The sequence below is a fragment of the Stenotrophomonas sp. 86156_Sma genome (assembly GCF_056481625.1).
In genome coordinates this window covers 4443923-4460999 of the sequence record NZ_CM151157.1, presented here as the reverse complement: position 1 = coordinate 4460999, position 17077 = coordinate 4443923, and the positions used below count along the sequence as shown (strand labels likewise).

Here is a 17077-nt window from a genome sequence, read left to right as displayed (position 1 = left end):
CGCTCCAACATCATCGCCGCGTGGTGCTACGGCCCAGCAGCAACACCGCAAGGCCGGCCAGCAGCGCGGCGATGGCCGACGTCCACAGTGCACTGGCAAATCCATGGCTGTAGATCGCCTGTGCGAAGGCGGCGGTGCGCGCATCGGCGAAGGTGCCGGTAGCGATCGCATCGGCCATGGGCAGTACGTTGCGCGCGGGAACCGCCGCGGACAGTGCGCTGCGGATGCCCAGGCTCAAGGCACTGGACAGTACGGTGAATCCGAGCAGGATGCCGACAAAGCGCGTGGTCGCGCTGATGCCGGAGGCCATGCCGGCGCGCTCGCGCGGTGCCGCGCCGATGATGGCTTTGGATGTCTCGCCATTGAGGATGCCGCCGCCGGCACCGATCACCACCATTGCGACGAGTGCCAGCCACGGCAGGTGCTGCCACGCGGCCAGTCCGGCCACGGCATTGCCCGCGGCGGTGACCGACAGCCCGATCGCCAGCACCGCCGGACTGGTCAGATGGCGACCGAGCCGCCGGCCCACGCTGGGAAACAGCAGCATCGCCGCAGCGAACGGAAGCATGCCAGCACCGGCAGCCAGTACGCTCAGGCCGATGCCGTTCTGCAGGTACTGCGGCAGCATCGATGCCATCACCTGTGCGCTGACCGAATAGCCGACCATGGCAATGAGTGCGCCGACGAAACGCGGACTGGCCAGCAGCCCGAGATCGACCATGGGATGTGACCGTGCCCGTTCAACGATGACGAAGGCAACAGCCATGATGACGGCCAGGCCCAGCCCAATCAGCGCCGGGGCCGATGTCCATCCTTCTGCCAGTCCTTCCACCAGGAAGAACACGATGCCGAAGATGGCAGCGCTGAACGTGATGATGCCGGGCGGATCGAGCGGGCGGACCACGCTGTCTGACGACTCGGGTATCCAGCGCAGGGTGCCGTAGCCGAGCAGGCCCAGGAACGGCAGGATCGCGACGAACACCGCGCGCCAGCCCCAGAGTGCGGACAGCACGCCGCCGATCAGCGGTGAGAGCACCATCATCACGCCCATGGCTGTGCCCCAGAACGCCCATGCAGTGTCCTTGGCGGCCCCCTCGTGGTACGTGTGGCCGATGATCGACAGCGAGGGTGCCAGCAGAAAGGCTGCACCAATGCCCTGCAGAGCCCGCGCCAGGTAGAGCAGGGCAGCACCGGGCGCCAGTGCGCAGAGCAGAGAGGTGAGGGCGAACAGGCTGATGCCGATCAGCAGCACCCGGCGGCGGCCGTAGCGGTCGGCGACCGCACCGGCGGGCAGCAGCAGTGAGGTGAAGGACAGGATGTAGGCACTGATCACCCACTCGATATCGGCGAATCCGGCGTGCAGGTCACGCGCGATGCTGGGCAATGCGACCGCGACGGCATTGGTCTCCAGCACGGTCATCGTGCAGCCCAGCGAGGCCACCAGCAGGACCGCGTCAGGCAGCGTGTGCCGTGCAGGCGAAGGGGGAGGAGAGGGCGGCACCGGTCACTCGCAGGAAGGGGAGGACGGCCATTCCATCAATGATCGGTGTTTGTTTCATTCTCGGTGTTTTCTGGTTACGTTAGCTTGAACCTAACGAAATGCCGCCCATGGAACGCCGTCACCTGGAGTACTTCGTCACTCTGGCCGAGGAGCTGCACTTCGGTCGTGCGGCCCTGCGCCTGGGAATTGCCACTCCCACGCTGAGCGTGCAGATCCAGGACATCGAGCGTCGGCTCGGCACGCGCCTGTTCGACCGCGGCCGGCGCGAGGTGCTGCTGACCTCGGCAGGCGAGGTGTTCCTGGCGGAAGCCCGTGATGTGCTGCGCCGGTTCGAACAGGCCGAAACCCTGGGCCGGCGCGCGGGGCGGGGTGAGATCGGCAAGATCGAGATCGGCTACGTCGGCTCGGCGCTGTATGCCGGAGCATTGCAGGATCAGCTCAGCCGGTTCCGCAGCCGCTACCCGGGCGTGGAACTGCAGGTGAGCGAATGGCCGATGGGCGAGCTCCCGCAGCTGCTGCAGGAAGGACGGGTGGATGTGGTGTTCTGCCGGCCTCCGATGGATGTGCCCGACAGTTTCGGCGAACACACCCTGGTCGAAGACCAGTTCTGCGTGGCCCTGCCGGAAACCCATCCGCTGGCGCAGGCCCGGTCGCCGGTGCAGCCGGCGTCATTGGCCCGGGAGGGTTTCGTCATGCCGGAGCAGCCGGTGGGCGCAATGGAAGTCGGGCGCCGCGGCGGGTTCATTCCACGTATCCGTTCCCAGCCCGGGCATCTGGCGGCGGTGTTGGCCGAGGTGTCGGTCGGCGTTGGTTCGGTGGCGATCGTGCCATCGGTACTGCAACGCACGCTGGTGCTGCCCGGAATGATCTATCTGCCACTGGCGGGCCCCACCATCGTCTCGACCATCGCTGTGCAGTACCGGCGGGCAGAGACTTCGCCAGTGGTGCGGCGGCTGATCGAGCAGGTGAAGGAGACACCGTGCAGGCGCATCGACATGTTGCCCCTGGCCTGAGCGCCGCGCGGCAGGTGGACGATTGCTACACTGGTGCCACCTGCAGTCGCATTCGATGGACACCATGAACAACGGGAACGGTCCGCAGACAGTTCGCTGAGCCGCAACAACGATGCAGACGTTGTTGCGGTGATCATCCCTGCGATGCACGCGAATTGGATGGATCACCGCCGGATTCACTCTGGGCGGAGACTCCCCATGTTCAATCGACAGGCCCCGCGTTGGGCCCACCCGCTGCCATCGGCCATTGTGCTGATGGCGCCGTTCGACCTCCTGGCCTCGCTGGCCATGGACATCTATCTTCCTGTGGTGCCGGTGATGCCGCAGGCATTGCAGACATCACCGACGCTGGTGCAGCTCACATTGAGCATCTACCTGCTGGTACTTGGCCTCGGCCAGTTGCTGTTCGGCCCGTTGTCCGACCGCATCGGGCGGCGGCCGGTCCTGTTGCTGGGGGCGTTGCTGTTCGCGCTTTCGTCGTTCGCGCTCGCCATGTCCAGCAGCGGCGCAGCATTCCTGGCCTGGCGAACCGTACAGGCGGTGGGGGCGTCGGCGGCACTGGTGGCGACCTTTGCCACGGTGCGTGATGTGTATGCTGATACAGCCGAAGGCGCGTCGCTGTACGGGCTGTTTGCCTCGATGCTGGCCCTCGTGCCGGCGCTGGGACCGATCCTCGGCGCGCTGCTGGCAGGCGCCTTCGGCTGGCGCGCGATCTTCGTTCTGCTCGGCGTACTGGGCATGATCGCCGGCATGCGCGCGGTACGGCATTGGCAGGAAACCCGCCCGCAGTGCCGGGACGCGTCGCGACCCGCGCTACGACGCATCCTCGGCAGCGGCGCGTTCTGGGTCTACACGCTGGGCTTCAGTGCGGGCATGGGCACGTTCTTCGTGTTCTTCTCGGTCGCGCCCCGGCTGCTGGTCGGGCGCATGCAGTACTCGCCGCTGTCGTTCAGCCTGGCCTTCGCCACGGTGGCGCTGGTGATGATCGTCACGGCGCGGATGGCGAACGTGTGCATTGCCCGCTGGAACGTGCGCGGTACCTTCCTGCGTGGTCTGTGGGTGATGGTGGCCGGTGTACTGCTGATGGCGTTGGCCGCAGCGTGGCCTCCCTCGTTCGTCGGAGTGGTGCTGCCCATGTGGGGCATCGCGGTGGGGCTGGTGATGGTGGTTTCGGTGGCTGCAAGCGGCGCGCTGCGTGATTTCGCCGATGCGTCAGGTACGGCGGTGGCCCTGTACTACGCCGTGCAGAGCCTGATCGTGGCAGGCATCGGCACGCTGGTTACCCTCGTGCTGCCCGGCGATACCGTGTGGCCGCTGGTGGCCTATGGGTTGCTGTTGCCACTTGCCAGCCTGGCAGGTGCCGCCGCGCTGCGGCATCGCGCATAACGCTGGGTGGTGGGCAAAAAAGGGGGCGGCCGCAAGGCCGCCCCAACCCGTCAAGAGAGCACGTGTTTAGAAGCGCACAGACCAGCGTGCGGTGGCGCCATGGTCGCGGCTTTCACTGCCGAACTGGCCGCTGTAGCCCAGCTCCAGCTGCTGCCGCGGGGTCAGCCACGCCGCCAGGCCCAGCTCGGCCACGACGGCGTTGTCGGCAATCGGTGCGCCCTCGACTGCAAAGGTGGTGCTGCTGTTGGCGAAGGCCAGGTTGGCCACCTGGCTGCGGTCGCCAGAGGCGCGGCGATAGCCCACGCCACCGCGCAGGTGCAGCCAGCTGTCCTGCTGGAACGAGGCCTTCAGGCCCTTGTCGAAGCGCAGGCCAGCGGTGGCGATGGTGGTGCCGGTGTCGTCCACCTTGCCGTGCAGTGCGGCCGCGCCGCCACGCTCGTTGATCTGCTTCAGGTCCACTTCCACGCGGGCGACCTGCAGGTACGGCTCCAGCCCGCCTTCCGCATTGCCGAAGCGGTAGCCCGCTTCGATGAAGGCCTGGCGCGTACGTGCGTTGTAGCGCGCGCTGAGGCTGTCGCTGAAGCCGGCGAAGGCAACATCACGCGTGCTCTTCACTTCGTTGCGGCTCCATGCCACGCCACCACGCAGGCCGAAGCCGCCCCAGGTGTGGCTGGCATAGGCGCCGAAGTGCGTGTTGTCGATCTTCGACTTGGCACGACGCTCCTGCTGCTTCACGTCGGTGCGGCCTGTACCGGCCAGCACGCCGATCTGCCAGCCACCGAACTCGCGGTCGATGCCGACCAGCAGGCCGTTGCTGTTGGCGTCGGTGCGCGCGGTGTTGCTGTTGCCATCCAGCTTGCTGTTGCCGCCCAGTGCCTGCACCCAGGCGCCGGTGGCATCACCCGCATCGGCACCGGGTGCGGTGGCACCGGCACGACGTGACAGTGCGGCATCGCGCACATAGCGGCTACCCTCGACAAGGGCCAGCGCCGTGGCCGGATGCAGCTCGCCGCTGAGGCCATCGAGCACGCCACCCACCTGTTGCGGGAACAGTTGGGTCAGCGGCTTGGGCAGGCCCTGGTTGATCGCCAGTCCATCGGCCACCGCCGCGGCCGCACGCTGGTTCGGCGTGGTGGCGGCGCTGGCGAGCGAGGCACCCCGGGTCACGTCGATGCGGGTGCCATTGGCGCCGTAGGCCAGGCTGAACTGCAGGAACGGCGAGAACGCGCTGAAGTCGGTTTTCGCGAACTGGCCGCTGACACCGCCGTCGGCGCGGATGAAATTGAACTGCTCGCCGAGGTAGTAGGTGCCCGGCTCCGGCAGTGCGACCAGGGTGCCGCCGAGAGTGGCGGTGCCGGTTACGTGCAACTGGTCACTGCGGCCGCCCGGGGCAAGTTCGGCGGCATAGACGCCGGTTGCGCCCTGCACGTAGTTGCCGTTGATGGTCAGCGTGCCGATCGAATTGCCGGGCGCGATGATGCCGTCCACACGGGTGTTGCCCAGCGTGCCGATGCCCTTCAGCAGGCCGTTGGCACCGACCGTGGTGGTGCCGCCGGTCTGCGTGCCGTTGAAGGACACCACGCCACCGTTGACCGTCAGGTTGCTGTCCTTCAGCAGGCCGCTGCTGCTGACCGTGCTCACGCCTCCAGTGGTGTTCAGGGCGGTGGAGACCAGCGAGCCGTTGAGCAGGAACTGGCCACCCTGGACTTCGACCGCTGACGTGAGTGTGTTGGTGCCGTTCAATTCCAGCGTGCCGTCCTGCAGCACTGCGCCGTTGAAGGTGTTGCCACCACTCAGGCGCAGCCAGCCGATGCCGGACTTGGTCAGCTTGCCGGGGCCGCCGATGTCGTTGGTCCAGTCATCCCAGGCATCGCCTTCCCACACCTTCAGGCCACCGGCCTTCTGGGTCATCACCACGTTGGTGTCCACGCGCAGCGAGCCGTAGCCCTCGATGGCCTTGCGCAGGTCGACCATGCCCCAGCCGTAGATCTCATCGACGCCCGGATCGCCCAGATCGCGGGCGGTGGTCAGCAGCACGTCGCGGACCTGTGCGCTATCGAGATAGGGGAAGCGCTCAAAAAGCAGCCCGAGAGCACCGGTAATGTGCGGGGCCGCCATGGACGTTCCGCTCTTCTCTCCATAGCCGTGCGTCGGCACGCGCTGAGTTACGTCAAGCGAGATGTTGCCATTCGCATCGGTGCGAATATCTGCCGTTGGCGGGGCAGAGGGGTCGTAGGTAGTTGAGTTGATGTCTGTCCCAGGCGCCGCAATGCACCAGTTGGCACTCAGGCCACATTTGTTTGATCGGTTGCTCAGCGTCAAGTCCTCCTGGACGTTGACCACGCTGAGCCAGTACCGCTCGATGTCGGGAAGGGCTCGCGGCAAGGTTGCATATATGCCGGCAATCGGACTTTCCTCAGGCGTGGGAATTTCCACATCAGTGTTGCCGGCTGCCCAGACCTGAATCATGCCCCTGGCGCGTGCGCCGTCCGCGAAGATGGAGAGTCTCTCAAGCCATTCGGGATCGCTGTATCGGCTATCAAATTCAGCTGCTGACTTGGGCTCTTCAGCCAATCCCCAGCTGTGATTGATCGCACGCACGCCCTGGGTGTTCATCTGATCGTATAGATCGACAAGCGCCGAATTCTCTGGCCCTGTGGACTTGACCCGCGTATCAAGACCGAGTCCTTTGAGATAGATCTCGGTGACGCTGTTAAAGAACAATCTGGCGACGGTCAGATCTGCACCGAATCCCACGCCATGCATGCCTGCGCCATCCCGATTGGCAGCGATGGTGCCACCCACATGGGTGCCATGATCCTCATAGGATGCGTTTCGCAGGAGCTCGCTGATCTGCGGGTCGCGCAGAATCAGATCGGCAATGAACTTGGGCATCTTGGGATCAAGCGTATACCGCTGAACCTGCACCTCATCGCCAGCACTGGAGAAGCATGCATCCGGACCCGTCAATGCAGTCCTGTTCGTACACCGGCTGCCATCGCTCAACAGATCAGCAATAGTGATGCTGCGATGATTCTTGCCGGCGAATTCCGGGTGATCCAAGCCGGTGCCGCTGTCGAACACCCCCAGCCGGACGCCAGTGGCGGTCAGCCCCCGCGCGTACGCAAATTGGGCATTCATTGCACCCAGACCCCAGTCGGCATTGAATTCGTCCGTGCGCCAGCTGGCCGGGTCACCCGGCTTACCGAGAATCGTAGTGGTGCTGGCTTCTGCTGCGGCTGCTGCAACCGGCAACTGAAGGGGCGTGGAAGAGGGCGCCGACGTGGCAGGTTGCGCCCAGGCCGCCTGTAATTGTCGCTGTTGCTGCCAGGTGTCGAGTGATTCGCTGGCGATGGCGGGCGTAGCAGCCAGCAGCAGGGAACTGGCTACAGCCAGTGCGAGGTGGCTATGCATCGGAGAACGGGAGTGGGACGAACGGCCGTGCAGCGGGTGATTCATCGGACAACTTCCTTGGATGACGGACTACAAAGCCGTTAACGCCAAGGCACGGCGATACCCCCCAGCTATGTGGCAGGAATTTTATGAACACGTTAATTGGGCGTGACGCTGGCGTTCACTCCATCTCCCGGAGGCCTCGCTACCGTGGCCCGGCCTGGGCTCACCAGGCTTATCAAGGAGTGATGTCGATGCGTACTTTCAGGAAAATGATCGTGGGTGCGGTGTTCGCCTTGGCCTGCAGCGGTTCGGTTGCTGTGGCTGGGCCGATTCCGCCATGCGATCTTCCCTGTTGGAAGGCTTACCAGGCGTGTCTGTCCGGTGGCGGTGATGCGATGGAATGCCAGTACGAATACGATCGTTGCATCATGGATCGCTGCGGCGCTGTGTAAGCAGTGGCAATGCAGGATTGATGACGAGCCCCGTCCCTGACGGGGCTCTTCTGTTTCAGCGCCGCCCGCTTGCAGGCCATGCACGCAGCGGCGAGGATGGGGAATCGCATCGGAGCCGCCGCGCATGGCCGTCAAACGTGTCGTCGCCAACATCGCCACGCCTGACCCTGCGCGTGCCGCAGCGTTTTATGGCGAGCTGCTGGGCATGCCGGTGGTGATGGACCACGGCTGGATCGTCACCCATGGCGGCGAGGGCAGCGCGCTGGCGCAGGTCAGCTTTGCCACTGAAGGGGGATCCGGCACGGCGGTGCCGGATCTGTCGATAGAAGTGGACAATCTGCAACAGGTACTGGAGCGCATGCGCGCGGCCGGCATCCCGCTGGAATATGGCCCCGCCGATGAGCCCTGGGGTGTGCGCCGCTTCTTCGTCCGTGACCCGTTCGGGCGGTTGTTGAACATCCTCGCCCACATCTGAGCAGCAGAAAGCCCGTCAGCGACGTTTGGCACCGGTCGGTTGCACGCCGACCATGCGCAGGCAATCGGCCTGCACGGCGGCGATGAAGGCATCGGCATCCGGTGCCGGTGCAGCGATCAGGTCGTCGGTGGCGCCGTGCACGCCGGCATAGATCAACGAGGCGGTGACCTTGGGCGCTGCAAGGTGCCACAGACCTGCGGCGTTGCCTGCTTCGAGGATGCCCAGCAGTTGCTGCTGGATCGCATTGCGTTCGGCGTTGCCGCGCTGGTGGTGATGATGGTTGGCGTACACCACGTCGTGCAGTGCATGGGTGCGCACATAAAGTTCGATGTTGGCGCGGATCCAGGCGCGCAGGCGTGCTATGCCATCGCTGGCCGGGTACTGCTGCACGGCATGGTCGACGTCTTCCATGAAACGCTGGGTATAGCGCTGCGCCAGCGCCTGCAGAATCTCGGTGCGCGAGGCGAAGTAGGTATAGAAGGTGCCCTTGGCAACGTCGGCTGCGGCGACGATGTCGCTGATGGTGGTGGCATCCACGCCTTGCGACAGGAACAGCGCCTGCGCGGCGTCCATCAGTTCTTCCTGGCGGGTTTCCGCAGGTTTGGTGCGTGGCCTGGCGACAGCTGGGGTCTGCATGTGGGAGGGATCCGGGTGCGACGGGAGCCATTCTAGCTGGCCTGTGGCACTGACTGACCGCCAGTCATTGACTGACGGTCAGTCAGTGGCTACGATGCGCGCACATCCTTCCCCCGGGAACCGTACATGCGACGTTTCCAGCGGCCGGCCCTGGTGCTGGCGGCCTACCTCGGCACATTCCTCGCCTCGCTGGACATCAGCATCGTCAACGTCGCCCTGCCGACCCTGCAGCAGGCGTTGAATACCGACATGGCCGGCCTGCAGTGGGTGATCAATGCGTATGCAATCGCGCTGTCGGCGTTGATGCTGTCGGCGGGGCCGCTTGGGGACCGTTACGGTCATCGGCGGATGTGGCTGCTCAGCGTCGCCACCTTCACGCTGGGGTCGCTGCTGTGCGCCTGTGCCGGCAATCTTGCGACCCTGGTAGCCGGGCGTGCAGTGCAGGGCATCGCGGGCGCCTTGTTGATTCCCGCCGCAATGCCGATCCTCAGCCACGCGTTTCCCGACGCGCGCCAACGTGCACGTGCGATCGGTGGCTGGTCGGCGTTCAGTGCGCTGGCCCTGGTGCTTGGCCCGCTGCTGGGCGGCGTGCTGGTACAGCGCGTCGGATGGCCCAGCATCTTCCTGATCAACCTGCCGTTGGGCCTGCTCGCACTGGCGCTGGGCGCCTGGGGAATTCCGGAGCGGCGGCATCTGCAGCACGCTGCGCTGGACCCTGCCGGGCAGCTGCTCAGCGTCGTCGCGCTGGGTGCGCTGAGCTATGGCCTGATCGCGATCGGCGCGCATGGCCTGCTGGCCCCGGTGACGCTGCTGGCGCTGGGCGTGGCAGCTGCCGGGTTGATCCTGTTCGGCATCGTCGAACGCCGGGTGGCACGCCCATTGCTGCCGCTGGACCTGTTTGCCGACCGCCGCTTCGGCATGTTCAACCTGGCCTCGTTCGTGCTGGGCTTCACTGCCTATGCCAGCCTGTTCTTCCTGTCGCTGTTCTTCCAGCAGGCGCAGGGGCACAACGCTGCGCTGGCAGGCTCCCAGTTGGCCCCGCAGTTCCTGTTGATGGGTGCCGTCTCGCTGTTGTTCGGTCGTCTGGTCGCCCACCTCGGGCTGCACGCCGCGCTGGTACTGGGCTATGCCCTGGCCGGGGCGGCGCTGTGCGCGATGGCCACGTTCGAACCGGCTACTTCGCACGCTTGTTCCAGTGCTGTGCTGGTGCTGCTTGGCATTGGAATGGGGCTGGCAGTGCCGGCGACCGGCATGGCGGTCATGGCCAGCGCGCCGGTCGAGCGCGCGGGTATCGCCTCAGCCACGATGAACGCGTTACGTCAGGCAGGTATGAGCCTGGGCATCGCGCTGCTGGGCAGCCTGATGGGCCAGCGCGCCGTGCAGCAGTTCGCCGCGTCCGCGCAGGCGGCCGGGCAGCGGGAGCTGGCGGCACAGGCGCGCGAACTGATCCTGCAACCGGGCTCGATGCACGCCACGCCGCAGATGCTGACGTGGTATCGCAGTGCGATGGCCAGTGGTTTCGGATGGGCGATGGCTGTGGCCGGTGCGCTGGCCCTGCTTGCGGCGCTCGGGCTGTATCGGCAGCGCGCACCGGCCTGACGCGCTGCATTCAGCCCTGCTGGCGTTGCGGACCCGCTGCCGTGCGTTCGATCTCCTGAGGCTGTTGTTGCTGCTGGCGCGCATTGGCGTGGCGAGCGTGTCCACCTTCACGACCGATCTCGGCCATGTGCTGGCGGTTGCGGCTGATCGCCTCGCCGCCCTTGCGGCCCGCGACACGTGCCTCGGCCGGACTGAATTCATGCGCGTTGCCGGAGGCATGTGCGGCGCGCCCGCCCTTGGCAGCGATCGCGCGCTGCTTTTCCTGGTCCATTGATGCGAAACCCCGGTTGGAGCTGCGCGGGTTCTGCTCAGTCATGTGAAATCTCCTGCGGTGTGGGCGTCGCCTTCGTAGACGACGGCATCCATGCTTGGCCATCGCACGCTAAGTCCAGGTCGCCATCTTCGCCTCGGTTTTCACGCGCCCTGCGCACGGGGCTGATCAGGCAGCCATTCAGGCGGGCGCTGCCTTCGCTGCCGCCAGTGCCATGCCACTGACCACCGACCCGATCGTCTCTACGTCTGCCAAGGGAGCTCCCTGGTTCAGTCGCGCCTGCAGAGCTCCGTGGGAGACGGCGAAGACGATCGCTTGGCCGAGCAGGGCGTGGGTACGCAGCACCGTCTCGGCGCTGGATGGTTCGCTGCCGCGCAGGCACGCTACGCACGCGGCCAACGTGGAGTGCAGGGGTTCGAACAGCGTACGGTGGGCACTGGCGAACGCCGCCGTCGGTTGGATCTGTTCGCGCGCCAACAGCAGCGTGCGTGGACCTGCATCCGGCGCCGAAAGCAAGGCATGGACGAATGCCCGCATCAACTGCTGCAGCTGCTGCGCGGCCTGCCGCGCGCCGTTGGGTGGCGTTGCCGGCAGCGGCAATCGCTCGGCAATGGCTTGAGCGCAGCGCTGCAGTACGGCGGCATACAGTTCCTGCTTGCCACCGAAGTGATAGGGAATGGCTGACTGGCTGCAGCCGGCCATGTCCACCAGCTGGCGGGTACGCACACCCTCCACGCCGAACGCGCTGAACAGCTGCAGCCCCGCGTGCAGCAGTCGGGCTCGGGTCTGCCCGCTGCGCGTCTCGGCCGCGCGCCGCCGTGCCGGTGTCTGCAGATGGGCGATGAACTCAGGCATCGGCCTGCATCAGCCGTGTCGAGTTTTCATTGAGCGCGGTACCCGCGTCCGCGCCGACGATGACCGTACCGCCGATGTTGGCCATGTGCCGGCCGAATGCACAGTTCGGTTCGAAGGCGAAGCACATGCCGGCCTGGAGGGGCAGTTCGCGCCCGACAGTCGGCAGCGGCGCGATGTGCGCATAGCGCGCGGCCTCCGGCAGCGCTTCGATGCCCGGTGCACGGCCGAAGCCAATCGGTCCATAGGGGTTGAGGCTGTGGACCAACGGATGCACGTGCCAGCCGCCCGCCTCCAGCAGGGGCGCTTCCATCGCGTCGACGACATCGCCGAAGGTATTGCCCACGCGCAGTGCGGACAGGCCTGCTTCGTAGCTGCTGCGGGCGACGGCAGCGGCGCGATGGATGTCGTCGTGCACCTCGCCAATGGCAACCGCGGCCTGATGCTGGGTTTCCATCAGCCCGTACAGTGCGAAGATCTCCGACAGCACCAGGTCACCATCGCGCAGAATGCGCGGCGGCTGCGCACGATACTGCCAGGCAGGTGGTCCCCAGCCCACATACTCGGGACCCGAGCCGAGCAACACCTCGGCGGTATAGCCCCCCAGCGAGAAACAGGCGGCGGTCACTGCGGCAACCAGTTCGGCTTCGGAAACACCGGGGCGAGCAGTGGCACGCAGCGCCTCGCTCATGGATTCACCGATCCAGGCGGCATGCGCAATCAGCGCCAGTTCCTCCTGGCTCTTTACCGAGGCGCGCTGGAAGAACGCACGATATACCGGTACGAATTCCGCGTTCGGCACCGCCGCCTGCATGCCCTGCAGGGTGCGCGCGGGCATCGCGCCGTCGAAGTAGAACGGTGGATAGGGCTCCAGCCCCAGCACGCCGATACGTGCCGTGTGCAGGCCACATTGCTGCAGCCAGCGGCCAACCTCCAGACCGGATTTTCCAACCCACAGCTGTTCGGGTGCGATCCACTGCAGGTCGCCGCGCAGGCAGGCCTGCAGGTGGTCGGCAATCATCAGCGAGGCAAAGGTGAACACCCGTGGCGGCTGGTCGCCGACGAACACCACGATCGAGCCGGGCCGGTCATTGGTGAAGTAGCAGTCCGGCGAGAACCCGGCCGGTGCGGCGGCTTCCCGGTCGCCATGCACAACCAGGGCATCGAGGCGTTCACTGGCCATTAGGTCGCGGGCCAGGGCCCAGCGGCGGTCGCGTTCCATCAGGCTGAGCGGTGCGGGCGGCGTGCGCATGAGGAGTATTCCAGGGGAAGGAGCGCGCAGGCTCGATCACGCAGTTGAATGAATCAACCGCTTGAATCGGCATTGCACGTGCGCTGCTGCGGGGGCAGCTGAAGTCGGCGATTGCGCAGCGTTGTCGATGATCTTGATGGGGCCACCGTTGCTGTTGATAGGATGCGCAACAACGCCACTCGCCTGGCCACGACAGGGACGTAGAACATGAACAGGATTGGATTGATCGCAGTGCTGGCCTGTACCGCTCCGGTCCATGCAGCCAGCCCCCTGTTGTCCGGCAGCTTCGCACACGTTGGCTACTCGGGCAGCGACGAACAACTGCCGGCTGCGCAGTTGCCGCTGTTCCTGGATGAACTGCAGGACCTGGGCAACGACACGATTATCCTCGGTCAGGTGCGTGCCACCCGTGCCGGCGTCGGCTGCGCCAGCGGCGTGCAGGATTTCGAATGGATTGCCGGCTTTCCCGGCAAGCTCGGCACCGTGCTCGATGCGGCGGCCGCGCGCGGCATGAAGGTCGTGGTCGGCACCACCTACAGCTCGGGGCAGTGCGCCACCTTCTGGCAGGGGCAGAACGCAACGGCCGTGGCACAGGATGCGGCGCAGTCGCTGGCCCAGCTGGGCCAACAGTACGGATCGCATCCGGCGTTCGCTGGCTGGTACATCACCGACGAGCCAGCACAGGTGCCGGCTGATCGCGCGCCGTTCTACCGTGCGATCGTGACGGCGCTCAAAGGCAGTACGCCCGCGCGGCCGGTGATGGTGGCCCCCTACCTGGCGTCATCCAGCGTGGATCCGGCCAGCGTGGGCCGGGCTGCTGCACAGTTCCGTACGGCCACCGGCGTGGATGTGCAGATCTGGCAGGACGGCATCGGCGCCGCCTCGCATGCACGCCTGTTCCAGTGGGATCGCCCGGGTCATTCCACCGAGGCATATTACGAGGCGCTGTCGGCGGCGCTGGGGGCCAGCGGCCTGTGGGCCGACATCGAACTGTTCAACCATGGCAGTCCTTTGTTCCTGGAAACCGGCAACGGATTGTCCGGTGCCTATCGCTCCGCGTCGGTGCAGCGCATCAACCAGCAGTTGTGGAGCGCGCGTTCGGCCGGCAAGCGCGTTGCCTGGCTCAACCAGTACCACATGTCCGAGGTGGTCGGCCCCGGCCAGGGCTATGCCGAATCTCCGCGGTTGATGAACACCTATCGCGGGCTGTATGGGCTCGGTGCGTCCTACAGTGTCGATCCGGTGCAGACCACCTACAGCTACAGCGTGGCGCCGGATGCAAACTATCCCGACAGCACCGGGCATGAACTGTTCGATCGCCGGGTGGGGGATCCGCGCAACCCGATGGATGCCGGCTGGGTAGGCGTGCATGGCAACGCCAGCATCACCATCGACCTGGGCCAGCGCCGGCGGGTGGACTGGATCGGCCTGCATACGATGACCCGCCCGGCGTGGGGCATCGTCACGCCGACAGCTGTGGAGGTGATGTGTGCCGAGCCGGGCGCCGCTGCGGTGAAGATCGGTGTGCTGTCGGCGCCATTCCCCCAGGCCGGACTGAGCGGTTCGACCGAAGAGGAATACGTGCTGGGCAACGCCGCGCCGCTGGCCGCGCAGTGCCGCACGCTGGAGCTGCGGTTGGCCAATGGCAGCTGGACGTTCCTCAGTGAAATCGAGATGGCGGCCGAGCAGTAAGCGCCTCAGCGTTGGGGCGTGCCACGCAGTCGCTGCGCGAACGGTCGCTGTTCAAGCGCCTGCAGTGCGTCGCGCAGCACCTGCTCCAATGACTGTCCAAGATCGGCATCGAGGCTGCGCGCCGCGCGTGCCGTGGCCTGCCACTGCGCCTGCAGCGCCGGCAATGCCTGCAGCGCGCGCGGGCTCAACTGCAGGATGCGCTCGCGGCTGTCTTCACCGACCGCAGCGTGCAGCCAGCCGTCGCGCACCATTGCTGAAACCGTCTGGCTGAGCGCCGAATGGCTGAGCCCGCAGGCCAGTGCGAGATCCTTGATGCGGCAGGGTCCCTGCGCCATCAGCGTGCGCAGCACCGGGGTGTAGCGCGGCCGGTAGTCCAGTTTCAGGTCGCGGTAGGCCTGCTCGACCGCCGGGTCCAGCTGGTCGAGCAGGGCCCGCAGCAGTGTTCCCAGGGTGGCATGTTGGAGATCCATGGCGGTGATGATATATAAGCGCTTATATATCATCAACATGGGGTGGGGTCATGGCAGTTTCGTGGATGCTGGGCGCGCTGCTGGCGGCGTCCTGCCCGGCCCAGGACGCGGTGCTGCAGGCGGCGGCCACGGCGATACAGGCGCAGTACCTGGACGTGGCCGAAGGCGCGCACATTGCCGAGGCCGTTCGCGGCTGGTCCACCCAGCAGCGCTATGTGGACAGCTGCGCGGACCCCAAGGCGTTCAGCGCACGCTTGAACCAGGATCTGGACGTGTTCGATGGCCACTTCCATGTCGAGCGGGTGGATGCCCGCGCCGGCCAGGACGACTGGCTGATGGCCTGGCGCGCGGATGCGCGCAGCAATGCTGCGGGCGTGCGCGAGGTGCGGGTGCTGGAAGGCAACATCGGTTACCTGCGCCTGAGCACCTTCTATCCGCTCGATCTGGCCCGGCCGAAGCTGGCCGCTGCCTTCACCCTGCTGGCCGACACCGATGGCCTGGTGCTGGACCTGCGCCAGAACGGTGGTGGCGATGACGGCAGTGCGGACCTGCTGGTGCGGACCCTGCTGGCGGCGGAGATCACCCAGGTGCAGTCACTGCAACGCCGTGGCCAGCGCCGTCCGGTACCGTTGCCACCGGCGAGCCTGGGGCTGTACCTGAAGCCGCTGGTGGTGCTGATCGACCGCCGCACCGGGTCGGCCGCCGAATTCGTCGCGTACTCGCTGCAGGCGCAGGGGCGGGCACGTGTCGTTGGTAGTCGAAGTGGCGGTGCGGCACATATGTTCGATGATCCTGTGCTGCTGCCGGATGGCTATCAGATCAGCATTCCCGACCGGCAGCCGATCAACCTCCGTACCGGAACCAACTGGGAACGCACCGGCGTCACGCCTGATGCAGCAGGCGGTGACGATCCGCTGTTCGTCGCCCGGCAGCTGCTCGCCCGATCGGCATCGCCAGAATGAACGCACAATTGCAACCGCGCCCTATCGCAGACGACATGCAGCGTGCCTAGAATCGATGCATCCCGGTAGTTCCCGGGCGCTTCGAGTGAATGGACTCAATGAAGATTCTGTTGACCGGCAGTTCCGGGCGGATCGGGCGTGCGATCTTCGGCGCGCTGGCGGCGGCCCACGAAGTGGTGGGGCTGGATCGCAGCCCATTCGCCACCACCCGCATCATTGCCGATGTCACCGATCGTCAGGCCGTGAAGCGGGCAGTGCAGGGCGTCGACGCGGTGATCCATACCGCCGCCCTGCACGCACCCCATGTCGGCCTGGTGCCGGATGCGGTATTCCAGCAGATCAATGTGGAGGCGACCGCACACCTGTTGCAGGCTGCCCGCGAGGCCGGTGCACGCCGCTTCGTGCTGACCAGCACCACGGCGCTGTATGGCCATGCGGTGGTGGCGGGCGGTTGCCGCTGGATCGATGAAGATACCGAGCCGCTGCCACGCACCATCTACCATCGCAGCAAGCTGCAGGCCGAGGCGTTGGCTGAAGCCGCTGCGGCGCCGGGCTTCAGCGTGCGCGTGCTGCGCATGGCCCGCTGTTTCCCCGAGCCACCGGAGCGGATGGCGATGTTCCGCCTGCACCGCGGCATCGACGCGCGCGACGTGGCCAGCGCACATGCCGCGCTGCTGCACGATGAGGGCGCTGCCTTCGCACGCTACATTGCCTGCGCACCGACGCCGTTCCTGCGCGAGGATTGCCTGGAACTGGCGACCCAGCCGCGCAGGGTGCTGGCCCGCCGCGCCCCGCAGTTGCTGGCCGAGTTCGAGCGCCGTGGCTGGCCGCTGCCGCTGAGCATTGACCGCGTCTACGACAGTGCACTGATGCGCAGCACACTGGGCTGGCAGCCGCGCTTCGGCCCGGACGACGTGCTGCAGCAGTACGCGGTTGGCAGCATCGAGGTGCTGCCGCGGGCGGAATGGATCAAGGACCGCGTGGCCGAATAGGGCGGCAGCCGGGCGGGTTCCTGACCCGACCCTGAGCAGGTTCAGGAATGTGCAGATGGACCGCCTCAACCTCGTTCGCAGGCGGCCGCTAACCCGGTGCGCTTCCAGCGCCGGGCGTGTCCCGGCGG

15 protein-coding genes are annotated in these 17077 nt (G+C 66.3%); 8 read left to right on the top strand and 7 right to left on the bottom strand.

Going from position 1 to position 17077, the window contains the following annotated elements; translation table 11 throughout:
• Positions 1-10: 10 nt before the first annotated feature.
• On the bottom strand, positions 11-1501 hold the full coding sequence (locus tag ACZK33_RS20625) for an MFS transporter (RefSeq protein ID WP_423174141.1): 1491 nt from the start codon (positions 1499-1501) through the stop codon (positions 11-13).
• A gap of 107 nt (positions 1502-1608) precedes the next feature.
• Between ACZK33_RS20625 and ACZK33_RS20620 the strand changes: the two genes are divergently transcribed.
• Together ACZK33_RS20620 and cml are read left to right on the top strand one after the other, a co-directional pair.
• Complete coding sequence (locus tag ACZK33_RS20620; protein WP_032128595.1) at positions 1609-2514, top strand: LysR family transcriptional regulator; 906 nt, start codon at positions 1609-1611, stop codon at positions 2512-2514.
• 198 nt (positions 2515-2712) lie between these two features.
• Positions 2713-3900 carry a CmlA/FloR family chloramphenicol efflux MFS transporter gene (cml, locus tag ACZK33_RS20615; RefSeq protein WP_423174140.1) on the top strand — a complete coding sequence of 396 codons (1188 nt, stop codon included), beginning with the start codon at positions 2713-2715 and terminating at the stop codon, positions 3898-3900.
• Positions 3901-3966: 66 nt separating this feature from the next.
• Here the strand turns inward: cml and ACZK33_RS20610 are convergent, their stop codons facing one another.
• Entirely contained in the window at positions 3967-7359 is a 3393-nt protein-coding gene (locus tag ACZK33_RS20610) for an autotransporter domain-containing protein (RefSeq protein ID WP_423174139.1), read from the bottom strand.
• A gap of 188 nt (positions 7360-7547) precedes the next feature.
• Between ACZK33_RS20610 and ACZK33_RS20605 the strand changes: the two genes are divergently transcribed.
• Positions 7548-7748 carry a hypothetical protein gene (locus ACZK33_RS20605; RefSeq protein ID WP_317618051.1) on the top strand — a complete coding sequence of 67 codons (201 nt, stop codon included), beginning with the start codon at positions 7548-7550 and terminating at the stop codon, positions 7746-7748.
• Between the two features lie 124 nt (positions 7749-7872).
• Positions 7873-8223 (top strand): VOC family protein, encoded by a 351-nt coding sequence (locus ACZK33_RS20600; protein WP_049423747.1) that lies wholly within the window; start codon positions 7873-7875, stop codon positions 8221-8223.
• 15 nt (positions 8224-8238) lie between these two features.
• On the opposite strand, the gene ACZK33_RS20595 is transcribed toward ACZK33_RS20600, so the two are convergent.
• A complete protein-coding gene (locus ACZK33_RS20595) occupies positions 8239-8859 on the bottom strand; it encodes a TetR/AcrR family transcriptional regulator (protein ID WP_423174138.1) in 621 nt (206 codons plus the stop codon).
• A 126-nt stretch (positions 8860-8985) separates the two neighbouring features.
• Between ACZK33_RS20595 and ACZK33_RS20590 the strand changes: the two genes are divergently transcribed.
• Positions 8986-10458 carry an MFS transporter gene (locus ACZK33_RS20590; RefSeq protein ID WP_423174137.1) on the top strand — a complete coding sequence of 491 codons (1473 nt, stop codon included), beginning with the start codon at positions 8986-8988 and terminating at the stop codon, positions 10456-10458.
• Between the two features lie 10 nt (positions 10459-10468).
• Here ACZK33_RS20590 and ACZK33_RS20585 read toward each other — a convergent pair whose 3' ends face one another.
• The 3 genes from ACZK33_RS20585 to ACZK33_RS20575 form a co-directional block, all read right to left on the bottom strand.
• Positions 10469-10774, bottom strand: coding sequence for a KGG domain-containing protein (locus tag ACZK33_RS20585; protein ID WP_032128582.1), 306 nt, complete (start codon positions 10772-10774; stop codon positions 10469-10471).
• 135 nt (positions 10775-10909) lie between these two features.
• Positions 10910-11584 carry a CerR family C-terminal domain-containing protein gene (locus ACZK33_RS20580; RefSeq protein WP_049401068.1) on the bottom strand — a complete coding sequence of 225 codons (675 nt, stop codon included), beginning with the start codon at positions 11582-11584 and terminating at the stop codon, positions 10910-10912.
• A complete protein-coding gene (locus ACZK33_RS20575; RefSeq protein WP_049423757.1) occupies positions 11577-12833 on the bottom strand; it encodes a M24 family metallopeptidase in 1257 nt (418 codons plus the stop codon). The genes ACZK33_RS20580 and ACZK33_RS20575 overlap by 8 nt, the downstream gene beginning before the upstream one ends.
• A gap of 207 nt (positions 12834-13040) precedes the next feature.
• Here ACZK33_RS20575 and ACZK33_RS20570 point away from each other — a divergent pair, with 207 nt between their 5' ends.
• Positions 13041-14525, top strand: coding sequence for a DUF4434 domain-containing protein (locus tag ACZK33_RS20570; protein ID WP_478453811.1), 1485 nt, complete (start codon positions 13041-13043; stop codon positions 14523-14525).
• 5 nt (positions 14526-14530) lie between these two features.
• On the opposite strand, the gene ACZK33_RS20565 is transcribed toward ACZK33_RS20570, so the two are convergent.
• A complete protein-coding gene (locus ACZK33_RS20565; protein WP_032128584.1) occupies positions 14531-14995 on the bottom strand; it encodes a MarR family winged helix-turn-helix transcriptional regulator in 465 nt (154 codons plus the stop codon).
• A gap of 50 nt (positions 14996-15045) precedes the next feature.
• On the opposite strand from ACZK33_RS20565, the gene ACZK33_RS20560 reads away from it, so the two are divergent.
• Positions 15046-15957 (top strand): S41 family peptidase, encoded by a 912-nt coding sequence (locus tag ACZK33_RS20560; RefSeq protein ID WP_423174135.1) that lies wholly within the window; start codon positions 15046-15048, stop codon positions 15955-15957.
• A 98-nt stretch (positions 15958-16055) separates the two neighbouring features.
• Entirely contained in the window at positions 16056-16949 is an 894-nt protein-coding gene (locus ACZK33_RS20555) for an NAD-dependent epimerase/dehydratase family protein (RefSeq protein WP_049401072.1), read from the top strand.
• Positions 16950-17077 lie beyond the last annotated feature (128 nt).